The following is a 26,601-nucleotide window of genomic DNA, read 5'->3' as shown; positions in this document are numbered from 1 at the left end:
GGGGCCGGGCCTGGCTCAGGCCAGGCCGCCGTTGCTGTGCAGGAGTTGTCCGTTGACCCACTGGCCCTGGGGTGAGCACAGGAACTCCACCAGGTGGGCGGTGTCCTGCGGGGTGCCGAGCCGGCCCAGCGGCGTCTCGCTCAGGCAGGCGTCCCGCACCGTGGCGGGCATCCACCCCGTGTCGATCGGCCCGGGGTTGATCGCGTTGGCGGTGACACCGAGGTGGGCCAGCTCCCGGGCGGCGGCCAGGGTGACGCGGTCCAGCGCGCCCTTGCTCGCGCCGTAGGGAAGGTTGCCGACGGTGTGGTCGCTGGTGAGGCTGATGACGCGACCGGTCCCGTGCGCGCCGGCGAAGCGCAGGCCGTACTCGCGGATCAGCAGCCAGGTGGCGCGCGTGTTGACGGCGAAGTGGCGGTCGAAGCTCTCGACGGTGGTGTCGAGCAGGCCGGAGTCGACGGACTCGCAGTGGCACATCACCAGGGCCGTGACCCCGTCTCCCAGCCGGTCCTCCACCGCCTGGAAGATGCGCGCGGGGGTCTCCGGGTCGGCCAGGTCGGCCTCGATCGCCACGGTACGCGCGCCGCTCGCGGCCAGTTCCCCTTCGATCGCCTCACGCGCCCCGGGTTCGACGCCCCAGCTCATGCGCTGGTCGTAGGGGCTCCAGTAGGTGAAGGCCACGTCCCAGCCCGCGCGGGCCAGTTGGCGCGCGACCCCCGCCCCGATGCCGACGGTCCGGCCCACGCCGGTGACCAGCGCGAGCGGGCGGGGGCCGGCGGTGGCGGATTCTTGGTTCTCCTCGGTGGGATGCACGAAAGGAGATGCTGCCTCCGGACCCCCGGCGTCGGCAACCCGGTTCCCGCGAGCATCCGCCCGGTGGGCGCACACCGGGCGGAGTACACCGGGCGAAGCGCGTCGGACGGCGAGCGGGTCGGCCGCGTACGACCCGTGGCGTACGCCTGACGCGTACGCCACGGGCGAGATCCCGCCAACGCTCGGGCGGGGAAGCGGGGTTGTGGCCGGCGAGGCCCGTGGGGAGGGCCTCGCCGGCGGGGCGGGCCCGCTCGCGAGGCGCGCCACGGGACGACGCGGCGCGGGCGGGCCGTGGTCAGGAGGTGCGGCGGCCGGCGGCCGGGGTGCGGTAGACATAGGGCAGGGGCGTCCCGGGGGCGGCGGCCGGCGGCGCGCCGAGCGTGAGCGCGACCGGCTGGGAGGTGCGGGCGCCGGGCGCGTCGGCCGCCGCGCGGACCAGCGCGTGGTCCGGCGAGAGCGCGCACGCGGGGTCGGTCCGCGCCGCGTCACCCGTCAGCGCGAACGCCTGGCAGCGGCACCCGCCGAAGTCGATCTCCCGGCTCGGGCAGGTCCGGCACGGCTCGGACATCCAGGCCGTACCCCGGTACCGGGTGAACGCCGGGGACGACTCCCAGATCCATTCCAGCGGCCGATCCCGCACGTTGGGCGGGTCCAGGTCAGGCAGCACCGACGCGGCCGGGCAGGGCAGCACCGTCCCGTCCGGGGCCACCGTCAGCGAGACCGCGCCCCACCCACCCATGCACGGCTTGGCCACGCCGTCGAAGTAGTCCGGCATCACCCACACCAGCTCCATGCGGCCCGCCAGCTCCGCCCTGCGCCGCTCGATCGCCTCGCCGGCCCGCGCGAGCTGTTCCCGGCTCGGCAGCAGCGCCTCCCGGTTGCGCAGCGCCCAGCCGTAGAACTGCGTGTTGGCCAGTTCGATCCGTTCGGCGTCCCAGGCCACCGCGAGGTCCACGATCGCGTCCACCGCGTCCAGGTTGTCGCGGTGCAGCACCACGTTGACGCCCAGCGGCAGTCCGGCCGCGCGGATCATCGCCGCCGCCCGCTCCTTGGCGGCGAAGGCCCGGTGGCCGGCGATCCGGTCGGAGCTGGCCGGGTCGGCGTGCTGGACCGAGAGCTGTACGCTGCGCAGCCCGGCGTCCACCAGGGAGCTCAGCCGCTCCTCGGTCAGACCCACGCCGCTGGTGACGAGCTGGGTGTAGATGCCGGCGCCGTCGGCGGCGGCGACGATGTCCTCCAGGTCCATGCGCAGCAGCGGTTCGCCGCCCGACAGATGGGTGTGCACCACCCCGAACTCGCCGGCCTGCCGCATCAGGTCACACCAGTCCTGGGTAGTCAACTCGGCTGACCGGCGAACGAGTTCGAGCGGGTTGGAGCAGTACGGGCAGTGCAGTGGGCAGCCGTGGCTCAGCTCCGCGAGCAGGGCCCAGGGCCGTGCGGGAACCTCGCTGGTCGTCGCATCACTCATCGCAGCCATCCCTGTTCACGCAGCCGCGCCAGGAACGCGGGCACCTCGTCCGCCACCGGTGCGCCCGGAAAGCGGTCCGCCAACTCTTCGACAAGCTGGGCGACATCACGCCGCCCGTCACACAGTCGTACGACATCGGCCGCCCGGCCGCCAAGGACCACCACCCGCTCGGGCAGCACCAGCAGGTCCGCCTGCCGCACCCGGTCCCGGCGCAGCATGATCGAGGGCGCGAGCGTGGGCCGCCACGTCGTGTCGAGGTCGCTTCGGTCCGTGCCAGCGGGCACGTCCCCACCGGCCGGCGTGCCCGGGTCTGCGGTGACACCCGGGCCGGCCGCGGCGCCTGGTGGGGTGGTAGGGGGGCGCCCGGTGGGCGGGCCCGGGTCGGCGGCCCGGGGTGGTGGGCTCCCGCGCGCCGGGGTGCTCGTGTGCGGGGTCGCGCTCACGGCCGCCACCTCACCCGGTCGGTGTTGGCGACGGGGTCGGCCGAGTCGGCGTGCGCCACCGCGTCCAGGAGCGACCAGAGCACGTCGCACTTGAAGTTGAGCGCGGTCGCCGCCCGGTCCTGGTCGACGGCGCTGGTGCCCCAGGACAGCACGAGGTCCAGGGCCTCCCGGCCGTCCTGGCGCCCCTCGCGCTCGCGGTTGCGGAAGTAGGTGAGGCCGGCCGGGTCGATCCACCGGTAGTGGCGCTCGAAGGCGTCGATGCGGGTGATCATGATGCCGGGCGCGGAGAGTTCGGTCAGCGAGGCGGCCACCGCCTCCAACGGCGAGCCCAGCCGGCAGTAGTTGACGTAGCCCTCCACCGCCAGGCGTACGCCGGGCAGCACGCCCTCGCCCGAGAGCAGCAGTTCGCGGTCGAGCCCCACGGCCTCGCCCAGCCGCAGCCAGTTCTCGATGCCGCCCTCGCCCTCGGCCCGGCCGTCGTGGTCCTGGATACGGCGCAGCCAGGTCCGGCGCTGCTCGCGGGTCTCCAGCTTCGCCAGCACCAGGGCGTCCTTGACGGGGATGTGGCGCTGGTAGTGGAAGCGGTTCAGGACCCAGCGGCGCAGTTCGTCGGGGGTCAGTTCGCCCTGGTGCATGCGCGTGTTGAAGGGGTGCCGGTCGTGGTAGCGCCCCTGGGCCACGGCCCGTAGCCGGGCCTCGAAGGCCGCCGCGTCCAGCGCCCCGGCCGCCGCGTGCCCGGCCGGGGCGGTGGCCGCTGGCGCGTGCTCGCCGGTGCCCGGGGTGGCGTGCGCCGCCCGGTCGTCGGCTCCGGGCCCGGTGTGTGCTCGCGGTTCCTGGGCGGCGTGGGACCCGCCCCCGGTGCGCAGCGCGGTATCGCTCACAGCTCGATCACCATCCCGTCGGCGGCTACCTCGATGCCCCACTCGGCCAGTTGGCGGTGCTCCGGCGCGGCCGGGTCCACGAGGGGGTTGGTGTTGTTGAGGTGGGTGTACAGACAGCGGGCGCGCGCCTCGGCCAGCCGCTCGGCCGTGCCACCGGGCCCGGCGATCGGCAGGTGTCCCATGCCGGTGGCCGTCTTGGGTCCGATGCCGGTACGCAGCGGCTCGTCGTCGTCCCAGAACGTCCCGTCCACGATCGCGCAGTCCGCCTCGGCCACCGCGCCGGCCAGCTCCGCCGACCAGGTGGCGATCGCCGGGGCGTAGACGAGGGTGCCGCCGCTCACGCGGTCGGTGATCCGCAGCGCGCTGGACCACCCCGCCTGGTCGGGCTCGCCGCTCCCGCCGCCCGGGCTCCCGGCCTCGTCGACGGGGCTCGGCGCGCTGTCGGACGCCGCGTAGCGCGGGCGTTTGCCGGATACGGGGAGGGCGCTGATCTCCACCAGGGGTTGGTCACCGGACTCCGTCCCGGCCGGTGGCTCGTCCCGGGTGGCCGGGCTGAGGGTGAGCGTGCCCTGGTGCGGGAGGGCGCGCCAGCGCACGTCGGCGTACGGGGCGAGGATGGCGCCGAGGTGGAGCCGGGTGAGCAGGGCCTCGCGTACGGCGTCGGTGGCCAGCACCTCGAATCCGTCGGCCTCGCGCAGTCGGGCGATGCCCAGGGTGTGGTCGAGTTCGGCGTCGGTCAGCACGATTCCGGCCACCGGCGTGCGCCGGGTGCCGGGTCTGGGCAGCAGCGGTGGGCAGTCCTCGATCTGGTCTCCGATGTCGGGTGTCGCGTTCACCAGGTACCAGCGGTCCGGTGCGACCTGGAGGGCCAGCGAGGCGTGACGGCGGCGCCGCGTGGGGTGGGCGCGTGCCCCGGTGCAGCTGGGGCACGCGCAGTTCCACTGCGGTATGCCGCCGCCCGCCGCGGTACCAAGTACCCGCAGCAGCACGGCGCGGGCTAGCGCTTGCTCAGCGCGTACGCGGTGACCTCGAGCGCGGTCTCGACGACCGTGAAGTCAGGCGTCTGCCAGCCGGCGGAGCCCTCGGCCGGGCTCGCCGCGAGCGCGGGGTCCACCGGTCGCGTCTGCCGCTCGACCGCCTGCTGAATGGATTCGGTCATGATCCTGACCTGCCTTTCGTCGCTGTCGCCTGCGTGTGCCGTGCGTGTCGCGCCCGCTCCGTGCTCGCTCGTCTCGCCGTCCGCGCCGTGGCGCGGGTCAGCCGTGGGCCCCGGGGCCCCTCGGGCCACGACCCCTCGGTCGGGGCCCACTTCAGCCACGGTCGGCCGTGGGTCGCGGCGCGTTCCGCCCGCTCGCCACGGCGGTGCGCGGCGCTCGGGCGGTCGGCCCGTTCCGGGGCCGGGGCGCGCGGGTGGAGCCTGTCGCGCGCCCTCACGTGTGGAGCGGGTGTGGGTGGTGCGTGCCCAGACCGGGCCCGTCGCACGTCTTCGTGTGGGCCAACTCACGTACCCGGTGCGCGCGTGCGTGCCTGCTGGACGATCCCCGTTGGCGGTGCGTGAAGACGGTTCGGCCGGTGCCGTTCGCGTGGTGTCACCGGCTCGCGCGGCATGCGAACGGTCCGGTCACCGTGGTGCTGGTCGGGTTCAACTCTGCCCAGGGAGCCCGGATCTCACGCCGGATGCCCACCGTGACTCCCGTTGCAGAATCGCGATCCGTGTGACGCCAGTCAAGTGCTGTTGACGAGTAGGGAAGGCTTCCTTACATTTCCCACAACCGCTCTCTCGCACCCCCGGCACCGTCACGGCGAGCGCCGACCGGCCCCCGGTGACGGCGCCCCAACGGCTCCACAGCGCCACCGCACGACGCGCCGCCACACCACGTCGAGGCAGGTCACACGCCTCGCCCTGGACGGCGCCGCACGCAGGAGCAGCATCGCAGCGCACCGCCCCCGCCACCGCGCACGCACTCCCCACCTCTAGGAGGAACGTTCCATGGCCAGGGCCCCCCGTTCATCCCGGCTCACCCGCCGACGCACGCTGCTCGCGCTGTCCGCCACGACGGCGCTGACCGCAGGGCTGCTCACCGCCACCGCCGCGGCCGATTCCGGCCACTCGCCGCTTCCGGGCGACGCGTCCCCGACGACGCGGGCCGCCGGCGACTCCCGCGCCGAGGCGCTGCCCGGCGGCCACCACGGCCGCTCCGTTCCGTCCGCCATCCGCACCGTCTCCGACGGCTGGTCGATCCCGTGGGGGCTCAGCTGGCTGCCGGACGGGTCCGCGCTGCTCACCGAGCGGGAGACGTTCAAGGTCTTCCAACTGACCCGGGCGGGCCAGCGCGTGGAGGTCGGCACGGTGCCCAACGTGGTGACCACCAAGGGCGAGGGCGGGCTGCTCGGCATCGCCGTCTCCCCGAACTGGAAGAAGGACCACCACATCTTCCTGATGCACTCGGCCGAGGGCGACAACCGGATCGTGCGGATGACGTACGACGGTTCCACGCTGAGCGACTACACCCCGCTGGTGACCGGCATCAGGAAGTTCAACTACCACAACGGTGGCCGCATCCAGTTCGGCCCCGACGGGTTCCTGTACGCGACGACCGGCGACGCCTTCCAGTCCCAACTGGCCCAGGACAAGACGTCCCTGAACGGCAAGATCCTGCGGATGACGCCGGAGGGCAAGCCCGCGCCGGGCAACCCGTACGAGTCCCTCGTCTACTCCATCGGCCACCGCAACCCGCAGGGCCTGACGTGGGACGCGCAGGGGCGGCTGTGGGAGGCGGAGTTCGGCAACAACGCCTTCGACGAGCTCAACCTGATCAAGCCGGGCAAGAACTACGGCTGGCCGACCTGCGAGGGCCAGTGCACGACGCCGGGCATGACCAACCCCGAGCGGCAGTGGAAGGTCAGCGAGGCGTCGCCGAGCGGCATCGCCTACGCCGACGGCGCGCTCTACCTCGCGGCCCAGCGCGGCCAGCGGCTGTGGCGCGTTCCGGTCACCCGGACCGGAACCGGCACCCCCCAGGCGTACTACACGACCAACTACGGGCGGCTGCGCACGGTCGAGAAGGTGCCCGGCGCGAACGCGCTGTGGCTGACCACGACCAACGTGGACCTCGGCGGCGGTCAGCCCGCGGGCTCCGACAAGGTCTTCCAGGTGGACCTGCGCTAGCGGCCGGCGCGTCGGCTACCGGAGCCCGGTGACCCGCCACGGTCGCCGGGCTCCCCGCGCGTGCGCGCCCGGCCGGCTCGCCGGTGGCGGGCCGGCCGGGTGCCGGGCGGGTCAGTCGGTGGCGGGGGCGTAGCGGCCGGGGGCGATGACGCCGTCCGGGTCGAGCGCGTCCTTGAGCTGGCCGATGACGCCCCAGGGCGCGGTGTCCTGTCCGGTGACGAACTCCATGGCGTCGATGCCCACCCGGTAGAAGCGGAAGCCCCGCGCGTACAGCCCCCGGTAGAGCTCGTCGTTGCACGCGTGCGCGTCCCGGGTCCGCCGCTCGTCGGTACGGTCGAAGTAGAGGTTGATGACCACCTCGGCGTAGTCGGCGTTCATCGGGTTGATCGCCAGGGCGGGCACGATGGCGTACCGGGCGCAGATCTCCTCCACGAGGGTGACCAGTTCCCGGGCGCTGGCGCCGTCGACGGGGATGACCGGCATGCAGGCCAGGTAGCCGATCGCGGAGTCGTCGAGGGCGTCGAGCGTCGCGGGGTCGGGCACGGTGGTGGCACCCGCCGCCTGGTGCAGGCCCGCCAGGAACGCGGTGGTCGGGCGCCCGCTGTGCACCGCGAACATCGCGGACAGCAGCGGGTCCGCGCCCTCCTCGGCCGCCGTCTGGGCGCTGACCTCCCGGGGGGCCGTGCCGGCCGCGGTCAGCGCGGCGCGGGCCTCCTGGCTGGCCAGGTCCACCTGGGCGCGGGAGCCGTCCAGGGCCACCACCCCGGTCCAGGTGGGCACCTGGGTGCTGTCGGACATGGACAGGATGCGCTTGTCGTTGAAGACGTGCGTGATGGAACGGAGCACGTCGCCGGTGAACAGGTCACGGACGGCCTCGAACACCTCCGGGAGCAGTTCCTCGGAGAAGGAGAACATCAACAGGCGCAACTCCGCGCGCCGTGGCACCAGGTCGACCACGGCGGCCGTCACGATGCCGAGACCGGACTGGACGAACAGCCCGTCCAGCTGCGGGCCGAGGCCGTGCCGGTAGTGGTGCGGGTGGCGGGCCCCCACCCCGGACCACAGGCCGGTACGGATCAACTCGGCCCGCCCCGTGACCACTTCGAGCCCGCGCACCTCGTCGGCCCGGTGCCGGCGAAAGCCGGTGCCGCGCTCCAGCAGGTTGCCGACCACCGACGAGTTGGGCGAGGAGCCGGTCACGTTGACGGCCAGTTCGGGGTGGTGCTCGGCCAGGTAGTCGGCCAGCTGGAGCTGGGTGACGCCGGGCTCCACCACCGCGTACCGGCCACGGGTGTCGACGGAGCGGATGCGATGGGCACCGGAGAGGTCCAGCAGGGCGGTACCGGGCCGGAGTGGCAGCCGGGAGCCCAGCCCCCAGTTGAGCCCCGTGCTGACGGGGTGCAGCGGGACGTGGTGCTCGCGCGCCACGCGGACGACGTCGACCACCTGGTCCGCCTGGGTGGGACGCAGGATGGCGGCGAGGTCACGGGACGGGAAGGCCGAGGTGTTGCGCTCCGCCGCGGCCAGCTGTGCCGGCGCGCTCACCACGGCCTCGGAGCCCAGGATCTCGCGCCACGCGGCGATCGCCTTGTCGTGGTCCGTGCCGTGCGACGACTGGCCATGGGGCTGATTCATCTGCTGCGCTCCTGATCCTTGAGGGGCGAGGCGGGCGGGGCCCGGTGGGGCAGCGCCCGGGTTCGGGGCGCCGGGGCGTTCGCCACGGCGCGTCGCGTACGGGCCGCCGTGGGCCGGCGACCGGCCGTGGCCCCTGGCGGGTGGTCACGGCGGGGCCGGCCCGGGCGTCTGGCACGCCGGGGCCGGCCGGGTGCGGCTGGCTGGTCCCCGGCGCGTCGGTCGCGTGCACACCGGTGACGTCATCGCGGTGCCGCACCGCCCGTTACGCGTGTCCGGCGGGGCGCAGGAGACGGATCAGCCGCAACCCCGGGCCGGTCATGGCGGTGGTGACCAGGGTGACGACGACCAGCGCGACGAACAGCTGGGTGCCGATCACCCCCGCCTCGTGTCCGATGCTGAGGACGACCAGTTCGGTCAGGCCACGGGTGTTCATCAGGACCCCGAGCTCCAGCGCCTGGCCGCGCGGGAGGCCCGCCAGATAGCCGGCCAGGCCGGCGCCGAGGACCTTGGTGAGGGTGGCCAGCACGAGCAGCACGGTCAGCAGAAAGGCGCCGTCCGCGTTGAGGGAGAGATCACCGAGGTCGAGGGAGAGTCCGAATCCGAGGAAGAAGAACGGCAGCAGCAGTCCGGCGATGGTGGCGACGGAGGACAGCGCCGCCTCCCCCACACCGCGCTCGGTGGCGCGCGGCCAGGCCAGGCCGAAGAGGAAGGCGCCGATCAGCTGGTGGATGCCCAGGGCCGCGGTCACCCCCGCCGACGCGGCCACCCCGGCGACGCACAGGGTGCTGATGACGGCCGGCGAGAACGGGACGTCGCCGTCGAGGAGTCGGGCGAGCCAGATCCGTACGGGCCCCAGCAGGATGACGGTCGTGGCCACGAAGAGCAGCAGTTTCCACCACTCGTCGCCGGCGCCCTCGCCCGCCGCGAGCGCGAGGGCCGCGGTGAGGACCACCCAGCACGCCCCGTCGCCCACGGCCGACGCGTACAGGCTGAGGCGGCCGGTACGCGTCTTGATCAGGTCGAGTTCGGTGAGGATGCGGGCCAGGACGGGGAAGGCGGTGACGCTGAGCGAGCAGCCGAGGAACAGGGCGAAGGCGATCGGGCTGGCCGCCTCGCCGCCGTGCTCGTCCCACAGCCACAGTGCGGCCGTCGTCCCCACGGCGAACGGCACCAGGAAGGACGCGAGGGTCACCAGGGTGAACCCGCGCTCGACGCGGGCCTTGCGCACCTGCGCCAGTTCCTGTCCGACGCCGAACATGAACAGCACCAGGCCGAGTTGTGCCAGAGCGTCGAGGCCGGTGACGACCTTGGGCGGGAAGAGCCAGTCGGAGACCTCGGGGCCGAACTCGCCGAGCACGGACGGCCCGAGGGCCAGCCCGGCGCAGATCTCGCCCATGACGCGCGGCTGCCCGATGCGGGCGGCCAGCGCGCCGGCGCCGAGCGCCACCACGAGGACGCCCGAGGCGGCGAGCAGCAGTGTGGCGGTGGAACTCTTCGCGCTGTCTCCCGCCGCCGCGCCCGACCCTCCGGGCGCGGCGACGAGCGCGATGACGCACCCCGCGAGAGGGAGCACGACGAGCAGGGCGTAACCCAGCACGCGCTGGCGCCTGCCCGCTCGTGAGCCCTGCTCGGCCTCGGCGTCAGCGGTCTTGCTGGCCTCAGTGAGGCTCATCCGGCCTCGCCCGCGCCGCCCAGGTCGAGCATGCCGGCGTGCAGCAGGCGGCGCAGGAACCGCTGGCCGCCGCCGTCCAGCGACCGGATCAGGTCCTGCCACCCGATGGGCCCCTGGCCCAGCCGGTCGGCGATCTCGGCCGCGCTGTCCCAGGTGTCCACGCCGCGTACGGGGGCGCGGTCCGCGTCGTCCGGGAAGGAGAAGCGGTGGCAGGGCAGCGTGCGGCCCAGCGAGGAGGGTGTGCTGTCCGCGTACCGCACCGGGTCGGTCCAGTACTGCGCGGCCCCCGCCTGCTCCTCGGCACTCATCAGATCCGGGTCCGGCGGAATGGCCGCCTTGAACCCGGGCACATCCAAGCCCGGCCCGGCCGTGACCGTGACCCCGGCCGCCAGACTCACCTCGGTCTCCGCGCTCAGGTCCAGCGCGTGCGCCTTGGCGTACTCCGTCATGAACGGGCCGTCGACGTCCAGGCCCGCCACCCCTTCCCCGTCGGAGATCACCTGCAGCAGGTCGGGGGTGAAGGCGGTGTTGAGCAGCGCGTGGAAGGTCTGCTCGTGGCTCAGACCGAGCGAGCTGTCCTTGCCGCGGCTGTTCCAGTACACGCTGTCGGGGTTGTCCTGGCCGATGGCGTAGTACCACTGGTCGATGGAGAGCGCGAAGGTGACGGCCATGCCGTGCCACTCGGTGTCGTAGTCGCGCCACATGCCCTGGACGTCCCGCTCGGCCACGCTCGGGTCGGCCGTCTGGCCCAGCAGGGTCGCGGCGGCCACGGCCTGGTTGGCCGCGAAGGCCACGCCCGAGGAGAACAGCGGGTCCACGAAGTACGACGCGTCACCCAGCAGTATCCAGCGCTCGTCGAGACTGGCGAACTGATCGTTGATCATCGAGTAGTTGGTGGCCGTCAACATCCGGTCACCGACCGGCCGCACGTCCTGGATCAGCTCCCGCAGCTTGGGAACGTCCTTGACGGTGCGCAGGAACACCTCGGGGTCGGTGAAGTCGCAGTCGGGGCGCTTGAGGATGGCGGGGTCGGTGACGATGCCGATCGAGTGGGTGACCACGCGCTCGCCGTTGAGGATCTTGGGCACCGGGATGTACCAGCACCAGCCGTCACGGAACGCGAAACACCCGATGGGCGAGATGTCCTTGTCCCGGAAGATGTTCCACTCCCCCTCCAAGGTCTGGGTGCGCTCCCCGCCGAGGTAGTGCTGCCAGATGGCGATGTTGCGGTACCCCGAGAGCCAGTCACGCTTCTTGTTCGTCACGATGCTGTTCCGCCGCCCCGAGGCGTCCACGAACCAGCTCGTACGCGTGGTCCGCCCGTCCTTGAGGACCACCTCGCGACCACTGCCGTCCGGCAGCAACTCACACGTGGAGACCTGCGCGCCCTGGAAGACCTCCGCACCCGTCTCCGCCGCGTGATCGAGCAGAATGGTGTCGAACTCGGACCGGTTGACGTGCATCGCCCAGCGCGGCACCCCGTCCCGCACCGTGTTGGAGTGGTCGAAGTAGGCGACGTGCGGCTGGTCACCACGCCACTGGAAGATGCCACCGTACTTCTGCACCCAGCAGTCGCTGGCCATGACCTTGTCGAGGGCGCCGCTCTCCTCCAGCACCGGTATGAGCGGATGCGCGAACGACTCCCCGATGTGCTCCCGGGGAAAGTGCTCCTTCTCCACCACGGCGACACTCAACCCTCCCTGCTTCATCAGCAGCGCCGCCAGGGTCGAGCCACCAGGCCCGCCACCCATGATGACCACGTCGTAGTAAGGCTTCATTCGGATCTCGCCTCTCTTACGGTTCCAACTGAGTTGTCTCGACCGCTGGGTTGACTCGACCGCGCGCCCGTGGGAGGCACCGCGGGTGTCCGCCGCCGGGGCGGTCGAAGCGTGGGCCGCCCGCACCCCGATGAGGAGGCGGACACCCGCGAGGGTGCGGCCGGGCGGGCCGGAGGCCACACCGCGCGCCACGGGGCCGGGAACGGGAGCGCGCCCAGGAGCACGCGACCGTGGGGCTGACGGACAGGAACAGGGGCATAGTCCGCGAGGCGGCCTCGACAAGGGCCGCCTCGCGGGGTGGTGCGAAGGTCAGGCGTCCGTCACGGCGGGGCGACGCCGGGTCGCCGCGTGCGCGACGAGCACGCGGCGTCGGATACGCGATGTCGGACGGGGTCGCGCGGGGACATCAAGGGACACGCCGTGCCGGCACGCGGCGCTCGCACCTCGGGCGCTCTCGCGCGCGGGCCCGGACGACGTCCACGGGTGCGCCGAACGCCCGTCGCCGGGCGGGCGTCGGCGGCCGGGCGCCGGGACCGCGCCGAGCCGCGCACCAGCGAGGCCGTGACGACACGACGCGCCGGCGTCGGCACCGGGATCGCGCCCAGGGCACGCGTCGAGGGCGGCGCCGAGGGAGGTGGGAGGTCTCTTCCTGAGGGGTTAACAGATGACTTCAAGCTCAACAAATGGGTACCACACTTTTCTGCGCTGCGGGAAGACCATTCGCGAATTCAACGCCCCGCGACGTGGATTCGAGTGAGCTCCGACGAGTTCTGGTGAACGCAATGCTACTGCGCCCGGGACGCGGTGGGAGTTGCAGCTTCTTGCCACTGGCTGAGAGCGGAATTCGTACCCCCATATGCGGCACCTAGGTGACATCAACGGTTCCCGACTCAACCCGTCTGACGAAGCCGGCCAGTTCAGCTCCCCTGTCGAGTCCGACACCACGCCAGGGGACAAGGTCTGGCCCGTTACGCTCGCATGCGACCAGCCATAGTCCGGCCCGACCGTTGACGTGATCCCGCCACGCACAGGCGCCCCACCCGCGGGCGCAATCACACACCGCGCCGGCGGATTGCGCACGGATTGTGGAATTCCCGTTTCCGGACAGAAAAAGGCGCACGGGGATTGCCCCGGCGGGCAGCTCCGACGGGATTCCGCGCGCCGGTCGGCACGGCGCACGGACGGGGTACGCGACCTCGGGGCACGCGGGGGCGGCATGCGAGTCGCGCGACACACGAGGCGGCGTGTCACTGGCGCGACGGGCGGGGCGTGCTGCGGGCGCGACCCGCTGGACCTGCGGCGCAGGCCGCATACCCGTGGTGGAACACCCGCGAGGGCGGCGGGGGCACACGAGGCCGGGGCCGGAGGCATGGCCGCGCTGGGCGACCTCGCGGGGTGGCCCGGCGGGGGGGCGCCGATGGAGCGGTGGCGCGTGCGCGGCGGTGGGGCGACCGGGCGTGGCAGCCCGTGACGGTCCGTCGAATGGTTACGCTCGCGGGCCGGACCCGGCGGCCGATTCCGGGCGCGCGACCGGAGCCGCCGGGGAATTGCCGGCGCACTCCGCCGGGGCGCCTCAGGACAGGCGTACGGCAAGCCGCCCCGCGCGCAATACGACCCACGGCGCACTCATTCGGCGCGTGCGCGAAACGTCTCGACAAGCACGTAGAACCAGACACGGCGTAGGACGTCGAACCCGCGCGTTTTCGCCGCGCCGCGGCACCGCCGCACAAATAGCACCCGGCCACCGCCCTTTCCGGAAGTTCTTCGCCGAACGATGAGGGCAAGCTAGGTATTCGTGCGCCTGATGGTGTCTCTGGGGCGAGACTTCCCGCCCGCCAACACCAGTACCGGGGCCGCCCGCCCCGATGCGCGCGGTTATCTACCACGGCACGACGGAACGCTGGCGACGCGAAGCACGATCCGCGCCGTGAACCGCCTCGCTTCCGTGCGCCGTGTTCGCCCGACGCGTTCACCGGGCGCCCCGCCCGCCTCCCCTCCCCCGTGCCGCGCGCGGGGGCATGGCGACGCGCCACGCCGGGCGCCCGCGTCGCGATCCGGGGCATCCTCCGGTGAGTCCGCCCGGAAGCTGCCACCGTCCACCCGCCGGGCGAGCCCCGCACGCCCCTCCCCGAGCCGACACCTCTGGCTGGCTCCGCGAGCCCGACACGCCTCGACCGACAGCGTCGCCCACCGCAGGGCATGCCGACGCCTTCGGGCACCCCCTGCGCCCCCTGGCCCGACCCGGCGCGAAACGCCCCTCCCAGGGCGCCGGGCGGGCGCCACCCCCTGCCTACCGGGGCACCACGCGCGAGAGCGAGGTCCGCAGGGGCAGCACCCGATGCCCCTCCGGGCAGCGTCGCCCGCGCCGGGCCGGGCCGCTCGCGGCGTCGGACGCGGGACAGCCGGATGCGGGGCGACCGGGGTCACTGCCCGGACGCCCCGCCGACGAGCCACACGCGGACCAAGGCCGAGTTGATGGGCGGCATGGGGAGCCAGGCACACGAGATTCCTGGTGGACACGGGCGGCTCCGGGGTCGGGACATCACCCGCTAGACACCTCGAAGCTCCGCGGTCGGCGCCAACGCCTCCACCAGATGGGTCACGTTGGCTACCGAGCCGCGTAGTCGGCTCGCGGGTCCGGGCTTGGGGCCACGTCAGTCGCGCGCGGGTCTGGCGCCAAGAGGTACAACGGCGGGCCGTTCACACCTACTCCCCACGACCTGAGCCGACTGTGTTCTCGCCGAAGCGAGGAGGCACTCCATCACGTCAAGCACGTGATAGGCGATTTCCCCGTTCGCCCGGTGCGGAACGTTGCCCGTGATGGCGCGGGCCATATCCGCGACGCCGACGCCACGGGCCGCGCCCCGGTATCCACCGGACACGGGAACTACATCCCAACTACCGCTTCCCGCACGTGAGATGGACACATCGCCAGCGAAGGAGTTGGGGTCGGGTACCAGTAGGGACCCGCCCGTTCCGTAGATCTCGATGCGGGGCAGTGTGCTGTGCCAAACATCAAAGCTCATGATGATGGTCGACAGAACGCCGCCCTCGTGTTCCAGCACACCGGTCACATGGGTTGCCACCTCGACACCGAAGACGGTGCCAGCCCGCGGCCCCGCCCCGATCGTCCGCTGGGCTCGCGGCGTCGCGGACATGCCGACCACCCGGACAATCGGGCCGAGCAGCGACACCAGGGCGGTCAGGTAGTAGGGGCCCATATCGAGCAACGGTCCGCCCCCCGACCGATAGTAGAACTCGGGGTCAGGGTGCCAACGCTCGTGTCCGGGCGTGAACATGAAGGCACTCGCCGCCACGGGCACACCGATATCCCCTGCGTCGAGGCACCTGCGGGCGGTCTGAATCCCCGTGCCCAGCACGGTGTCCGGCGCACATCCGACCCTGACCCCCGCCTTCCGGGCAGCGTCCAGAATCAAGCGAGCCTCCTCGGTGGTGACCGCGAGAGGCTTCTCCCCGTAGAGGTGCTTGCCGGCCGCGATCGCCGCCTCGGATACCGAGAAATGCGCCTGGGGGAGCGTCAGATCCAGCACCAGGTCCACCTCGCTCGACTCGTAGAGCTCGCTCAGCGTGGTGGCCCGAAGGCCGGGGAATCGATCGGCCAGCGCTTGGGCTCGCGCCGCGGTTCGGGAAGCCACCTGCACGGGGCGCACGTTCGCCGTACTGTGCAGCGTCCGTACGTATTCCTCGCTGATATTCCCGGCCCCAACCAAGCCAATACCGAGTACGTCTTTCATGCCGTTCCCCTCAATGTGTAACCAGCATCAGGCTCGCCGTCGCGAAACGCCGAGCGGGGCTGATATTCCGCGCGCCCGAAGTGCCGACTCCCGTACCATAGAAGTTGCAGTTATCTCCATGCGGCACCACCCTCTCCATACCGCCCTGCAAGCATAGAAAAAGTGGTAAATCGGTCATCAAGCCATGGTCCGCGCGTGGCTGGGATTACTCTTGCCACAGTCTGCGAAAACATGCTTGACGCTGCAAGTTTCCCGTGTGATGATCAACTAGCCACACGGACGGGCGCTGTCGTACTCCCGTGTGGAGTAGGCGGCACGGGCACAGCGGGAACACGAACTGATGCAACGGGGGCATTGGTGTCACTAGGGGATCTCTTCACCAGGGCGCCCACAGGGCATCCGGTCACGGAACGGACCGTAGTCGAAGAGTTTTGCCGGGAATCTGGACACGCGAAAGCATCTCTGGATGCTGGGCGTCGACTACGCGTCATTGTCGCCGCAGCCGGAAAGGGAACCCGGTATGTGGGCGAGACCCCGAAAGTCGTAGCCGCGGGCGACCTGTCCGTCCCACTCGTCGTGCGCGTCGTTTCCGCGGTTCTCACGCTCGACCCGCGTCCACTGGTCGTCATCAACGAGACAACCGGTCCGTTGGTGGAGCAAGCACTGCACGCGGCCGGCGTGGGCTTCACCGCCGTCCTCCAGCAGGCTGGCATGCCTGGCATGGGTGGGGCCGCGTTGAGTGCTTTGCGGAGTCTGGACGAGAGTCCGGACGATGTACTGATCGTCTGGGCCGACATGGGCATGGTCTGGGCACCGAACCTGTGGCTGTCGGTCGCCCTGCACCAACGTCTGGCCTCGCGCATGTCCTTTCCGACCAAGACCCGGACGGACCCTTATGTATCAACCGTCCGTGACGCGCTGGGTCAACCCTGCGACTTTCTCTTTCGTCGCCAAGGGGACGCTATGCCTCCCATCGGCGAATCCGACTGCGGGGCCTTTGTCTTCGACGTCAGCATGTTGAGAGATCTGCTCGAAAGCCTGGCCAGCTCGCCTCGCACAGACGCAGCCGAGATAGACTTGTTGCCCCTGGTACGTGACATATCCGCCGCCGGGGAGTCGCGCTTCGCTTTTCACCTGGCATCGGATTCCGAAAGTCAGGGCGTCAATACCATCGAAGAGCTCGCGAAAGCGAACCAGCGTTACGCGACGGGACTCGAGCGAACCCGGGACGCCTTCGTCTCTGCGGCGAATCGGACCGAACTTCTTGACATCGTTACCAGACACGGCCTGCAACCGCCGCTGGTCAGAGACTTCCGCAACCAGATGGCCAGAACGGGACTGCTGTCGATGGACCTGCCGCCGGGTCTGCGTCCCCTCTGTCGTTGAGTCGTTCACCGCATTACCCAGTGCATATTCGTAAGGAGATCAGTTGTGTCTGGTTCTGCCGGGCTTTCGGTCATCGTTCCCACCCACGACGGGCGCGAGGCGATGGCCATGCGGCTCATCGACACCTACTCCGAAGCGTCGGCCCATGCCTCTCTGCCGTCGGAGCTGCTGATCGTGGACAGCTCCGGCAAGCCGGAGGCCGCGGATCTGGAGAAGTACTGCGAGGAGCACGGTGTGCGCTACCTGCGCGGGCCCGGCCCCGCCGGCGTCAAGCGGAACCTGGGGGCCGCCGCCGCGACGTACGACGCGTTCCTCTTCGTGGATTCCGACTGCATGCTCACCTCCGCCTCCCTGCGTGAGCACGAGCACATCTTCGACCTTCCCGACACCATCGGCGCCGTCACGGGACAGGTGGACCTGGAGGGGCCGATCACACCGCTGTGGAAGGTCCTCGCCTGGTCCGGCATGTACAGCCAGTGCTTCGACCACCCCCAGCAGTACGAGCAGGTGCTGTGGGGGGTAACCGCGAACATCTGCGTGCGCAGGGCCGCTTTCGACCGCGCCGGCAGGTTCGACGAGGACATCGTCACTCCCGTTGGCGGTGAGGACGTGGACTTCGGTGTGCGCATCACCGAGGCCGGCTTCACCATCCGGACGAACCCTGACGCGTTGGTGCGTCATGCGCGGGAACACGTCACGGTCCCCCACGTGGCCCGAAGCATGCTGACCTACGGGCGCGCGGACACCTACCTGAGCCAGGTGCACCCCAAGCGCGTGGAGACCCACGTGGACCCCGCCTCGGCCGGCCTGCTCGCCTTCGCCGCCGCGCGCATCCTCCACCGCCGTACGGCCCCCGCCCTGGCCTGGGGCGCCGGCGTGTGGGCCGTGGCCGCTCTGAGGCGGCAGACGGAGCAGCCGTACACGCCCGGCCAGAGCGACCTGCCGCGCAGCACCGGTGCCGCCGACGTCCCGCGACGGATCGCGGCCGGCCTCCTGGACTCGTGCTTCGACCTGGGCCGGCTGTCCCAGGCCATCCGGGCCGGACGGGCCGACCTGCTCCTCAAGCGCTTCCAGTACATCGACTCGGAGTCGTTCGTCCCCCGGAGGACCGACTCGACCCGACCAGCGGAGGACAGCAGTGAACGTGCCTGACGGCGGCGGCAACACCATCCGATGCACGGTCGCGATCCTCTGCTACAACCAGGCCGACATCATCGCCGAGACAGTGCGCTCCGCACTCTCCCAGACCCGGTCGGCTGACGAGATCCTCGTCGTGGACGACGGGTCCACCGACGAGAGCGTCGCGGTACTGTCGGCGTTCGAGGGCATCACCGTGATCCGGCACGAGGGCAACCGGGGTCGTACGGCCACCCGAAACACCCTCCTGGAGTCGGCCACCGGCGACGTGGTCGTCTACCTCGACGGGGACACAGTGGCGCGGCCGGACTTCCTGGCTCAACTCCTGCCGGAGTACGCGGATCCGGCGGTCGCCGCGGTGGGCGGGCAGGGCGTGGAGACCCGTTGCGAGTCGGTGTATGACCGGTGGCGGGTCACCTACGCCACCCAGTCGTGGGGGCCCGACCGGCGCGTCGACGTCCCGTGGCTCTACGGACTGGCGTGCAGCTTCCGTAGGGAAGTACTCGAAACGATAGGCGGGTTCTACGGATACGCCGAGGACCTCCAGGTCGGATACGCCATACGTGCGGCCGGATTCCGGCTGACGTACGTGCCTGGCGCGGTGGTCGAGCACCGGCGACAGGACGACCGCGCGTCCTTCGAGCACATGCTGTACCGCTGGTGGCGGGGTAGTTTCCTGGTGGAAAAGCGGTGGGGAAAGCCGGCGCTTCGGCATCTGGGTGGCGAACTCGTCGTCGACCACGCCCGACACGTCGCCCAGCACGCCGTGCGCCGCGACTGGCCCATGGTCTCGACGGACCTCCGGGCGGCGCTCGCCAAAGTCAGGGGAATGCGCAAGGGATATTCCCTGTGGCAGGTCGAGAAGAAGACCAAGGGGCCCCACGGGCAACGGCGGAGAGACATCCAACCGTCCCGGCCCCACTAGCCCTCTGGCATCGGACTTCCACCATGCTCTCGCGCCGATACACGGTACTGATACACCCGTTGGGGGAATTCCTCCGCACCAGCCGTTCGGAATGGCGTGCGGTGCACTCCCGTGATCCGTACGCCACCCCGTTTCACCACCCTGACTGGATCGCGGCCTGGTGGGACGTCTTCGGATCGTCACACCAGGATGGCGTGGCCCTGTGCGCGTACGGCGACGGAGAGCTTGTCGCGGTCCTTCCGCTGACCCTGGACCGAACGAGCGAGGGGACGCTGACCGCGAGGTGCGCCGGCGACGGGCTGACCGACTACTGCGGCTGGGTGGCCGCCCCGACGGCACGCGCCGTGGACCTGCTCCACCTCGTGCTGCGCGCGTTAGCCGGGTTGGGCGTACACGCGCTCAGCCTCGCGGACATCTCCGCGCGCAGTCCGCTAGGGCGGGCGCTGCACGCCGACGGGCTCCCTCGGGGCGGCCCGGTACGCGTGGGCGAGAGCTGTCCACGGCTGACGTTTCCGGCGCGCTGGGAAACCTACTGGGAGGGGCGTGGACGTCATCTGCGGCAACTGGTCGCCCGGTCGAAACGACGCGAGGAGAAAGCCGGTCCGGTACGAACCGTCTTCTCCACGACGCCGCGCGCTGGGGAGATGAGGCTCTTCATCGACATGCACCTGTCCTGGTGGCGGGAACGCGGCCGGGACAGTCTGCTCGAATACCCAACCGCCCAGGAGCTTCTCGTCACGGCCGCCGAACGGTTCGCCCGATCCGGCGGGCTGGTGCTGTCAGCCCAGAAGAGCGGATCGGCGACCACCGCCATGTTCCTCCTGTTCGACGACGGAAAGAGCCGCTACTACTACCAGTCGGCGGTGAACCCGGAATACTCCCACCTTCGACCGGGACTGCTTCACATGCACGACGTCGCGCACCTGACAGCTCGGTCCGGTTACGCGCGCTTTGATCTCCTGCGTGGATCAGAGCGCTACAAGATGCAGTTTGCCAACCAGGTCTCACGCAATGTCGGTGCCACCTTCATGGCTTCTTAGGGATTGGGTGAAAGGTCAGAATGATAATCCTTGGTGTAAACGCCGGATACCATGACGGGTCTGCCGCGCTGGTAGTCAACGGTGAGCTCAGGCGCGTGGTCGAGACAGAGCGCGTGACGCGACGCAAGCGCGCCCATCACGTCTCCCCCGCTCCCGCGATCCACGCCTGTCTCGCGGCCGAGGGCCTGACCCTCTCCTCCGTCGACGCCGTCGCGGTGGGCTGGAGCTTCCCGGCCTTCCCCGAGCACCCGGGCGAGGGGTACACCGACGCGGAGCGTGATGCCTTCTACGAGTGGATGCTGGACCCAGAGGGCGTCGCCGAGCACGTCTACGGCAGCAAGCGCCGCCGGCAACCGACGGCCCCGCTGCCCACGGACCTGCCGCCGCTGTTCTTCATCCCCCACCACGACGCGCACGCGTACTCCGCACTGCTGGTCAGCGGGTTGGACAAGGCGTCCGTCATCGTGGCCGACGGCAGGGGCGAGCTCAACGCCACCTCCATCGGCATCGCGGACCGCTCTCAGGTCGAGTGGCTGAAGACCTGGCCGTTGCACCAGAGCCTCGGTGAGCTCTACGGCATCGCCGCCGAGTGGAGCGGCATGAGCTTCTGGGACGCGGGCAAGCTGATGGGCCTCGCCGCCTACGGCACGCCCACCCAGCAGCTGCCCGTCGCCACCGGAAAGGACGGATACGCCTTCACCCTGGGTGACATGACCAGCGTGGGGCCCAACCAGCAGCACCGCGCCCTGCGGGAGCGGTTGGAGAAGTACTTCGCCGAACAGACCTATCCGTACCAGCGGGGTGACGGCCGCGAGATCATGGCCTACGCCAACTTCGCCGCCTCGGTGCAGGACATGCTGGAGCACAGCATGGACGCCATGTTCCGTGTCCTGGAGCAGGCCGGCGGCAGCGACCGACTGGTGGTCAGCGGCGGCGTCGCCATGAACTGCACGATGATCGGCCAGTTGACCCACACGCCCGGCATCACGGACGTGTACGTGCCCTCGTTCCCCTACGACGCCGGTGTGAGCGTGGGCGCCGCCCTGGCGCTGGCGGACCGTCGCGGGGTGTCCCTGTCGACCGAGCGGCTCCGGTCGGCATACCTGGGGCTGGACTACGGGCCCGAGGCCATCGAGGAGGCCCTGGCCGGCAGCGGACTCGTCTGGGAGCGCCTGGCCGAGAACGATCTCCTGGAGCAGGCCGCCGCGCTGGTGGACGACAACGGATTGCTCGGTTGGTTCCAGGGGCGTGCGGAGGTCGGTCAGCGGGCGCTGGGTAACCGCTCGATCGTCGGCAACCCCCGCGACCGCAGGAACCTGGTGCGTATCAACGAGCTCAAGGGCCGGGAGATGTGGCGACCCCTGGCGCCGAGCGTGCTGGAAGAGCACCTCTCCGACCTGTTCGAGGTGGGCCAGGCACGCAGCCCCTACGACTTCATGCTCGCCGCGACCCGGGTGCGGCCGGAGGCGGCGCCGCGCATCCCGGCGACCGTCCACATCGACGGCACCGCCCGGCCGCAGGCCGTACGGCGTGCGACGAACCCCCGCTTCTGGGGTCTGATCGACCGGTTCCGGGCGCTGACGGGAATCCCCTGTGTGCTCAACACTTCGTTCAACCTGGCCGGCGAACCGATCGTCAACTCGCCCGAGAACGCCGTCGCCACGTTCCAGAAGTCGGACCTCACCGCTTTGGTCATGGGCGACTACCTGGTCAAGAAGGCCGGCTGAGCGAGGTAACGGAGCACGTGGACATGGGAATCGTGGAAATCGGAGCGACGGACGGCGCGTTGAGCGACCCGGTGGACACCGAGACCGATCTGGTGCGTCGTCTCGACGCCGCGGCGGCCACGTTTCCCCTGTACCCCGCCCTGACGCTGGAAAGCGGCGCGCGCCTGACCTACCACGCGTGGCGGGAGCGCGCGCTCCGGGAGGCCGGGGCCACGGGTGCCGGGGAGGCGGCCGACCCGGTCGGGGCGCCCGCCGGCCACCCCGATGCCTTCGGTGGCCTGCCGTCCGCCCTGGTCCGGCTCATGGCCGAGTACCGCACGCGGTCGGCCGCCACGCGGCTGCCCGCTGTGTGGGGCCGGAACGCGGCGTTCACCGGTGGCGACGCCGCCCGTCACCTGACCGCCGCACCGATGGCGGTCCGCTCCGCGCGACGGCTCGCGCGGCACCTCCTGCTACCGGTCGGACCGGTGAGCCTGCACCTGGTGGAGACCTTCCACCCGGAGGACTTTCTCATGGTCGCCGAGCGGGAAGCGTCCACAGCGGTCCACCTCACCTCGCGGATGGTGACGGAGGTGGCTGCCGCGCACTGGGGGGACTACGACCTGACGCGGGTGCGCGAGGTGACCCTGCCCAGCGTCGAAGTCGTCCCCGCGGTGCTGCCGCCCCTCGCCAGGGTCTTCCCGAACGCGCGGGTCCTCCCAGCGGCGCTCGACGGTCCCTTCGCCGCCGCGCGCCCGACGGAGCCGGCGGTGGTCCACCCCGTATGAGCCTGACTTCGCAGTACGACACGACAAGGAGGGCCACCGTGGCCCACGAACCGTCGCACGACACGCCGGTGGGTCTGGTGCTCGTCGGTTGCGGGTACGTCGCGGACTTCTACGCCGCGACGCTCCCCAACCACGCGGGGCTGCGCCTGGTCGGGGTGTGGGACAGGGACGAGGCCCGCAGCTCGGCGTTCGCCCAGGAATGGGACTGCCACGTCTACCCCTCGTGGCAGGAGGTGCTGGCGGACCCCGAGGTCGAGGTGGTGGTCAACCTCACCAACCCGGACAGTCACTACACGATCTCCAGCGCGGCACTCGAAGCCGGGAAACACGTCTACTCGGAGAAGCCGTTCGCCATGGACCTGGCCGAGGCCAGCGCGCTGGTGGAGCTGGCCGAGGAACGCGACCTGCTGCTGGCCTCGGCGCCGTGCACCCTCCTCGGGGAGACCGCGCAGACCCTGTGGGCGGCGTTGCGCAAGGGCGAGATCGGGCGCCCGCTGCTGGTCTACGCGGAGCTCGACGACGGCATGGTGCACCGTATGCCCTACCGGCAGTGGCTCAGCGCCTCCGGCGCTCCCTGGCCGGCCGCCGACGAGTTCGCGGTCGGCTGCACCCTCGAGCACTCCGGATACGTCCTGACCTGGCTCACGGCCTTCTTCGGGCCTGTCAGGAAGGTAGTGACCTACGCCGCCGAGCTGCTGCCCGACAAGGGAGTGCCCACAGGCGCGCACACACCGGACTTCTCCTGCGCTGTGCTGGAGTTCCACTCCGGCGTCGTGGCCCGCCTCACCAACAGCATCGTGGCGCCTCGGGACCACTCGCTGCGCATCATCGGGGACGAGGGTGTACTCAGCGTCGCGGACACCTTCCGGTTCGGCGAGCCGGTGAGCCTGAGCAGGGCGTCCGCCGCCGGACCGGAGCAGGGGCGGATCGGCTATCTCGGCGAGCCTGTGGACTACCCTCTGGTGCGTCCGGCTGACCACCCCTTCCGCTACACAGACACCCACGACATCGAGTTCGCCCGGGGCATCGCCGACATGGCGCTGGCTCTGCGCGGGCATGGGGAGAGCCACCTCAACGCCCGACACGCCCTGCATGTCCTGGAGCTGACACTCAGTCTGTCCCACGGGGGCCAGGCCCCCGGCGTACACGAGATCCAGTCCACGTTCCCCGACATCACCCCCATGGCCTGGAGCCTTCCGCTGCCGATCGAGGAGGGCACGAAGTGAGCGACACCCCCCGCGTCACGGTCGTCATCGCGACCCGCAACAGCGCTTCCACCCTTGCCCAGACCCTGCGGTCCCTGGTGCGGCAGACCATGCCCGACTGGGAGGCGATCGTGGTGGACGGAGAGTCCGAGGACGACACCGTCGCCGTCGCGCGGAGCCTGGGCGACGACCGGATCACGGTCCACCGTGTTCCCCATCGCGGCGTCGGCGCGTCCCGGAACTTCGGCGTCTCCCAGGCCCGGGCGGACATCGTCTCCGTCATCGACTCCGACGACGTGTGGCCGCCCTGGACGCTCGCGCTGCAACTCGGAGCGTTGGCCGAGCGCCCGGACGCCGACGCCGTCTTCGGAGACTGCCGGCTGACCTCGGAGGACGGCACCATCACCTATGAGATGAGCGCGGTGGTCCGCCACCCCGCCGAGGTCACGATGCGCGACATCCTCCTCACCCGCCCGGTGTGCGGCTCCACCCTGGCCTTCCGGGTCGAACCCTTCCAGGCCGTCGGGGGCTACGACCCGGACCTGGGCAGCATCGAGGACTACGACCTGTACTACCGGCTCGTGCTCAACGGCGCGCGACTGGTCCACGTCCCCCGCATCCTTGGCACGATCATCGTCAGCCGAAGCGGGATGTCCAACGACATCTCCCGCTACCAGCACTGGATGGAGACCATCCTGCGCCGGGTCCTGGCCGACGAGCGGCTCGACGCCGAGACCAGGCTCTTGGTGGAGCAGCAGATCGACGGCCTGCGACGCGCCAGCATTCCCGTCCACGAGCGTGCGATGCGCGGTATGAACCGTGCGTGAGCGGCTTCCGCACCGGGGCGGACCACACGCCCGGACGTTGTGAGGGAGGGGATGGCAGTGAGAACAGCGGTGTTCGCGGGTGGCACGGGGACGAAGTCGATCGCGCACCACCTGCTCCACAGCGGTGGGCAGACGACCTTTCTGGTCAATGCCTTCGATGACGGGTACAGCACGGGAGCGATCCGCCGGGCACTGGGCATCCTCGGTCCCTCGGACATGGGGAAGGTGGTCTCCACGCTCGTCGCCGAGTCACTTCCGGCGGTCGCGCGCTGGCTCTCGCTCCGTGTTCCGGCGGGGGTCACACCGCGCTCGCTGGCCGAGTGGACACGTGGCGGCCTCGACCTCGGGAGCGTCCCGAGTCAGGTGAGCAAGCAACTGGACATGTACGTGGAGTCCTTCGCGGCGTTGCCGCCCGTCGCTGACGGAACGCTCCCACTGGCCGACACGGCGGTGCGCAACGCCGTACTGGTCGGGGCTCGTACGTACCACGGAGGCCGGTTCCAGGCGGCGTTGGACGCCTTGCACAGCCTGCTGGACCTGCCGGCCAGGGTGGTGACGGTGACGGAGGAGCCGCTCCACCTCACCAGCGTGCTGACCGACGGCACCGTGCTCTTCCACGAGTGGCAGGTGTGTGAGCGGGGCAGCCGCCAGCCAGTGGCCCAGGTGTGCTTCCTGACGGGCTCCGACCGCGCGGAGCTGGAGCCGCTGTCCGGCGGCGACCCCGAGCTCTCCCGGGAGGTCCTCTCCCGGTCCCAGCGACCGACGACCACCGCGGCGGCCACCCGGGCCATCGCCCAGGCAGAACGGGTGATCTGGGCGCCGGGCACACTCTTCTCCAGCCTCGTGCCCACGGCCGCGATCGTGGGACCCCTGCTGGAGGCGAACGAAAGGGCACGGCGCGTCATCGTCGCCAACCTCCGGCAGGAGCAGGAGGCGACCACCGTGCACGGCAGCGCGCTGGCCCTGGCGCGAGCCCAGCGCCAGTGGGCGGCCGACCCGACGGACGCCCCCGCACCGATCGCCGACACCGTCATCTGCGACGTCCAGCAGCGGCGGTCGGGAGGGTACGCCTGGGGTGACCTGATACCGGCCGACCACGAGCGGCTGGCCTCCCAGTATCGCGTCCGCTACGCCAAGTTGGAGGAACGGCCGGGCGTGCACGACGGCGCCGCCCTCGCGGAGGAGGTGGCCCGTGCTCTGGCAGGCTGACCGAGGGGCGTTGCGCCGCCTACCGGCGGGACGGGTCGATGACGTGGGCGCGCACACCCCCGCCCGTGAACGCCCGGCGGTGCTGCTCGACTTCGACGGGCCTGTCTGCGAGCTGCTGCCGAGCTCCGCCCTTCCGGGTCTGGCGCAGCGCTTCACGGACTTCATGCGCTCGCGCGGCCTGACGGTACCGACCACGCCGCCGTTGCTGGGTGACCCGCTGGAGTCGCTGCGGTTCGCCGCCACGTCGGGAGAGACGGAGGTCACCCGGGCCCTGGAGGAGATGATGTGCGCTGTCGAGGCCGACGCCGCCCGGGTCGCGCGGGCCACGGCGGGCGCGGACAGGGCACTGCGCGACATGCGCGAGGCCGGGGTGCCCGTGGTCGTGGTGAGCAACAACTCGGCGGAGGCGGTCAGGATCTACCTGGAGCGGGCCCGACTGGAGGGCTGCGTCGTCGGCGTCATGGGACGGGTGTTCGCCCAACCGCTGACGATGAAGCCCCACCCCGCACCGGTACTGCGTGGCCTCTCGCTGCTCGGCGCGGAGGCCGACGCCTGCGTTCTGATCGGGGACTCGCTCAACGACGTGCGAGCGGCCACCGCGGCCGGGGTGTGCTGTGTGGGTTACGCGGCCGACGGCGGGCGGAGCTTGCTGGCTGCCGGCGCGCGGGAGGTGATCTCGCACATGGACGACGCCCTGCGTGCGGCGATCGCGCACACACGCGCATGACGACCCCTGTGGAAGGAAAACGGATGAACGCGCGAGGAGA

Annotated in this window: 21 protein-coding genes; 11 read left to right on the top strand and 10 right to left on the bottom strand. The window is 71.1% G+C overall.

Annotated features, from left to right (window positions below; genetic code table 11):
* Nucleotides 1-15: 15 nt before the first annotated feature.
* The 6 genes from ACFVFR_RS09430 to pqqA all read right to left on the bottom strand — a co-directional run bounded on the left by ACFVFR_RS09430 (nt 16) and on the right by pqqA (nt 4,761).
* On the bottom strand, nt 16-810 hold the full coding sequence (locus ACFVFR_RS09430) for an SDR family oxidoreductase (RefSeq protein WP_383699161.1): 795 nt from the start codon (nt 808-810) through the stop codon (nt 16-18).
* Nucleotides 811-1,105: 295 nt separating this feature from the next.
* Entirely contained in the window at nt 1,106-2,287 is a 1,182-nt protein-coding gene (pqqE, locus tag ACFVFR_RS09425) for a pyrroloquinoline quinone biosynthesis protein PqqE (RefSeq protein WP_383699159.1), read from the bottom strand.
* A complete protein-coding gene (gene pqqD, locus ACFVFR_RS09420) occupies nt 2,275-2,562 on the bottom strand; it encodes a pyrroloquinoline quinone biosynthesis peptide chaperone PqqD (protein WP_383699157.1) in 288 nt (95 codons plus the stop codon). Before pqqD ends, pqqE begins: the two co-directional genes overlap by 13 nt.
* Before the next feature lie 155 nt (nt 2,563-2,717).
* Entirely contained in the window at nt 2,718-3,437 is a 720-nt protein-coding gene (gene pqqC / locus ACFVFR_RS09415; RefSeq protein ID WP_383699394.1) for a pyrroloquinoline-quinone synthase PqqC, read from the bottom strand.
* A gap of 161 nt (nt 3,438-3,598) precedes the next feature.
* A complete protein-coding gene (gene pqqB / locus ACFVFR_RS09410) occupies nt 3,599-4,591 on the bottom strand; it encodes a pyrroloquinoline quinone biosynthesis protein PqqB (RefSeq protein WP_383699155.1) in 993 nt (330 codons plus the stop codon).
* Between the two features lie 8 nt (nt 4,592-4,599).
* The gene (pqqA, locus tag ACFVFR_RS09405; protein ID WP_383699153.1) at nt 4,600-4,761 is read right to left on the bottom strand and encodes a pyrroloquinoline quinone precursor peptide PqqA; all 162 of its coding nucleotides are present in this window, start codon (nt 4,759-4,761) and stop codon (nt 4,600-4,602) included.
* Between the two features lie 831 nt (nt 4,762-5,592).
* On the opposite strand from pqqA, the gene ACFVFR_RS09400 reads away from it, so the two are divergent.
* Entirely contained in the window at nt 5,593-6,771 is a 1,179-nt protein-coding gene (locus ACFVFR_RS09400) for a PQQ-dependent sugar dehydrogenase (RefSeq protein ID WP_383699151.1), read from the top strand.
* A gap of 111 nt (nt 6,772-6,882) precedes the next feature.
* On the opposite strand, the gene ACFVFR_RS09395 is transcribed toward ACFVFR_RS09400, so the two are convergent.
* From ACFVFR_RS09395 to ACFVFR_RS09380, 4 genes are all read right to left on the bottom strand, one after another.
* Nucleotides 6,883-8,406, bottom strand: a complete 1,524-nt coding sequence (locus ACFVFR_RS09395) for an FAD-binding oxidoreductase (RefSeq protein WP_383699149.1) — start codon at nt 8,404-8,406, stop codon at nt 6,883-6,885.
* A 262-nt stretch (nt 8,407-8,668) separates the two neighbouring features.
* The gene (locus ACFVFR_RS09390) at nt 8,669-10,078 is read right to left on the bottom strand and encodes a cation:proton antiporter (protein WP_383699147.1); all 1,410 of its coding nucleotides are present in this window, start codon (nt 10,076-10,078) and stop codon (nt 8,669-8,671) included.
* The gene (locus ACFVFR_RS09385) at nt 10,075-11,856 is read right to left on the bottom strand and encodes an NAD(P)/FAD-dependent oxidoreductase (RefSeq protein ID WP_383699145.1); all 1,782 of its coding nucleotides are present in this window, start codon (nt 11,854-11,856) and stop codon (nt 10,075-10,077) included. The genes ACFVFR_RS09390 and ACFVFR_RS09385 overlap by 4 nt, the downstream gene beginning before the upstream one ends.
* Before the next feature lie 2,654 nt (nt 11,857-14,510).
* On the bottom strand, nt 14,511-15,611 hold the full coding sequence (locus ACFVFR_RS09380; protein WP_383699143.1) for a Gfo/Idh/MocA family protein: 1,101 nt from the start codon (nt 15,609-15,611) through the stop codon (nt 14,511-14,513).
* Between the two features lie 522 nt (nt 15,612-16,133).
* On the opposite strand from ACFVFR_RS09380, the gene ACFVFR_RS09375 reads away from it, so the two are divergent.
* From ACFVFR_RS09375 to ACFVFR_RS09330, 10 genes are read left to right on the top strand one after another with little or no spacing between them, the layout of a single operon-like run.
* Nucleotides 16,134-16,997, top strand: a complete 864-nt coding sequence (locus tag ACFVFR_RS09375; RefSeq protein ID WP_383699142.1) for a hypothetical protein — start codon at nt 16,134-16,136, stop codon at nt 16,995-16,997.
* A 45-nt stretch (nt 16,998-17,042) separates the two neighbouring features.
* A complete protein-coding gene (locus ACFVFR_RS09370; RefSeq protein ID WP_383699140.1) occupies nt 17,043-18,149 on the top strand; it encodes a glycosyltransferase family 2 protein in 1,107 nt (368 codons plus the stop codon).
* Nucleotides 18,136-19,059, top strand: coding sequence for a glycosyltransferase (locus tag ACFVFR_RS09365; RefSeq protein ID WP_383699138.1), 924 nt, complete (start codon nt 18,136-18,138; stop codon nt 19,057-19,059). Before ACFVFR_RS09370 ends, ACFVFR_RS09365 begins: the two co-directional genes overlap by 14 nt.
* A 59-nt stretch (nt 19,060-19,118) precedes the next feature.
* Nucleotides 19,119-20,099, top strand: coding sequence for a GNAT family N-acetyltransferase (locus ACFVFR_RS09360; protein WP_383699136.1), 981 nt, complete (start codon nt 19,119-19,121; stop codon nt 20,097-20,099).
* Nucleotides 20,100-20,119: 20 nt separating this feature from the next.
* A complete protein-coding gene (locus ACFVFR_RS09355; protein ID WP_383699135.1) occupies nt 20,120-21,826 on the top strand; it encodes a carbamoyltransferase in 1,707 nt (568 codons plus the stop codon).
* Nucleotides 21,827-21,849: 23 nt separating this feature from the next.
* Nucleotides 21,850-22,593 (top strand): hypothetical protein, encoded by a 744-nt coding sequence (locus tag ACFVFR_RS09350; RefSeq protein ID WP_383699133.1) that lies wholly within the window; start codon nt 21,850-21,852, stop codon nt 22,591-22,593.
* A 38-nt stretch (nt 22,594-22,631) separates the two neighbouring features.
* Complete coding sequence (locus ACFVFR_RS09345; RefSeq protein ID WP_383699131.1) at nt 22,632-23,819, top strand: Gfo/Idh/MocA family protein; 1,188 nt, start codon at nt 22,632-22,634, stop codon at nt 23,817-23,819.
* On the top strand, nt 23,816-24,625 hold the full coding sequence (locus ACFVFR_RS09340; RefSeq protein WP_383699129.1) for a glycosyltransferase: 810 nt from the start codon (nt 23,816-23,818) through the stop codon (nt 24,623-24,625). The genes ACFVFR_RS09345 and ACFVFR_RS09340 overlap by 4 nt, the downstream gene beginning before the upstream one ends.
* 51 nt (nt 24,626-24,676) lie before the next feature.
* Nucleotides 24,677-25,834, top strand: a complete 1,158-nt coding sequence (locus tag ACFVFR_RS09335) for a 2-phospho-L-lactate transferase CofD family protein (protein WP_383699127.1) — start codon at nt 24,677-24,679, stop codon at nt 25,832-25,834.
* On the top strand, nt 25,818-26,561 hold the full coding sequence (locus ACFVFR_RS09330; RefSeq protein WP_383699125.1) for an HAD family hydrolase: 744 nt from the start codon (nt 25,818-25,820) through the stop codon (nt 26,559-26,561). Before ACFVFR_RS09335 ends, ACFVFR_RS09330 begins: the two co-directional genes overlap by 17 nt.
* The last annotated feature ends 40 nt before the right edge of the window (nt 26,562-26,601 follow it).

It is taken from the genome of Streptomyces sp. NPDC057702, from assembly GCF_042799315.1.
Taxonomy (GTDB): Bacteria; Actinomycetota; Actinomycetes; order Streptomycetales; family Streptomycetaceae; genus Streptomyces.
The sequence above is the reverse complement of the archived record's forward strand: the minus strand, read 5'-3'. Positions and strand labels throughout refer to the sequence as shown.

What these genes read in the sequence shown, in the direction of transcription:
- ACFVFR_RS09350 (WP_383699133.1), top strand. Translation starts at nt 21,850, where the DNA reads ATGGGAATCGTGGAAATCGGAGCGACGGACGGCGCGTTGAGCGACCCG.
- ACFVFR_RS09385 (WP_383699145.1), bottom strand. Translation starts at nt 11,856, where the DNA reads ATGAAGCCTTACTACGACGTGGTCATCATGGGTGGCGGGCCTGGTGGC.
- pqqA (WP_383699153.1), bottom strand. Translation starts at nt 4,761, where the DNA reads ATGACCGAATCCATTCAGCAGGCGGTCGAGCGGCAGACGCGACCGGTG.
- ACFVFR_RS09380 (WP_383699143.1), bottom strand. Translation starts at nt 15,611, where the DNA reads ATGAAAGACGTACTCGGTATTGGCTTGGTTGGGGCCGGGAATATCAGC.
- ACFVFR_RS09400 (WP_383699151.1), top strand. Translation starts at nt 5,593, where the DNA reads ATGGCCAGGGCCCCCCGTTCATCCCGGCTCACCCGCCGACGCACGCTG.
- ACFVFR_RS09395 (WP_383699149.1), bottom strand. Translation starts at nt 8,406, where the DNA reads ATGAATCAGCCCCATGGCCAGTCGTCGCACGGCACGGACCACGACAAG.
- ACFVFR_RS09355 (WP_383699135.1), top strand. Translation starts at nt 20,120, where the DNA reads ATGATAATCCTTGGTGTAAACGCCGGATACCATGACGGGTCTGCCGCG.
- ACFVFR_RS09390 (WP_383699147.1), bottom strand. Translation starts at nt 10,078, where the DNA reads ATGAGCCTCACTGAGGCCAGCAAGACCGCTGACGCCGAGGCCGAGCAG.
- pqqE (WP_383699159.1), bottom strand. Translation starts at nt 2,287, where the DNA reads ATGGCTGCGATGAGTGATGCGACGACCAGCGAGGTTCCCGCACGGCCC.
- ACFVFR_RS09335 (WP_383699127.1), top strand. Translation starts at nt 24,677, where the DNA reads ATGGCAGTGAGAACAGCGGTGTTCGCGGGTGGCACGGGGACGAAGTCG.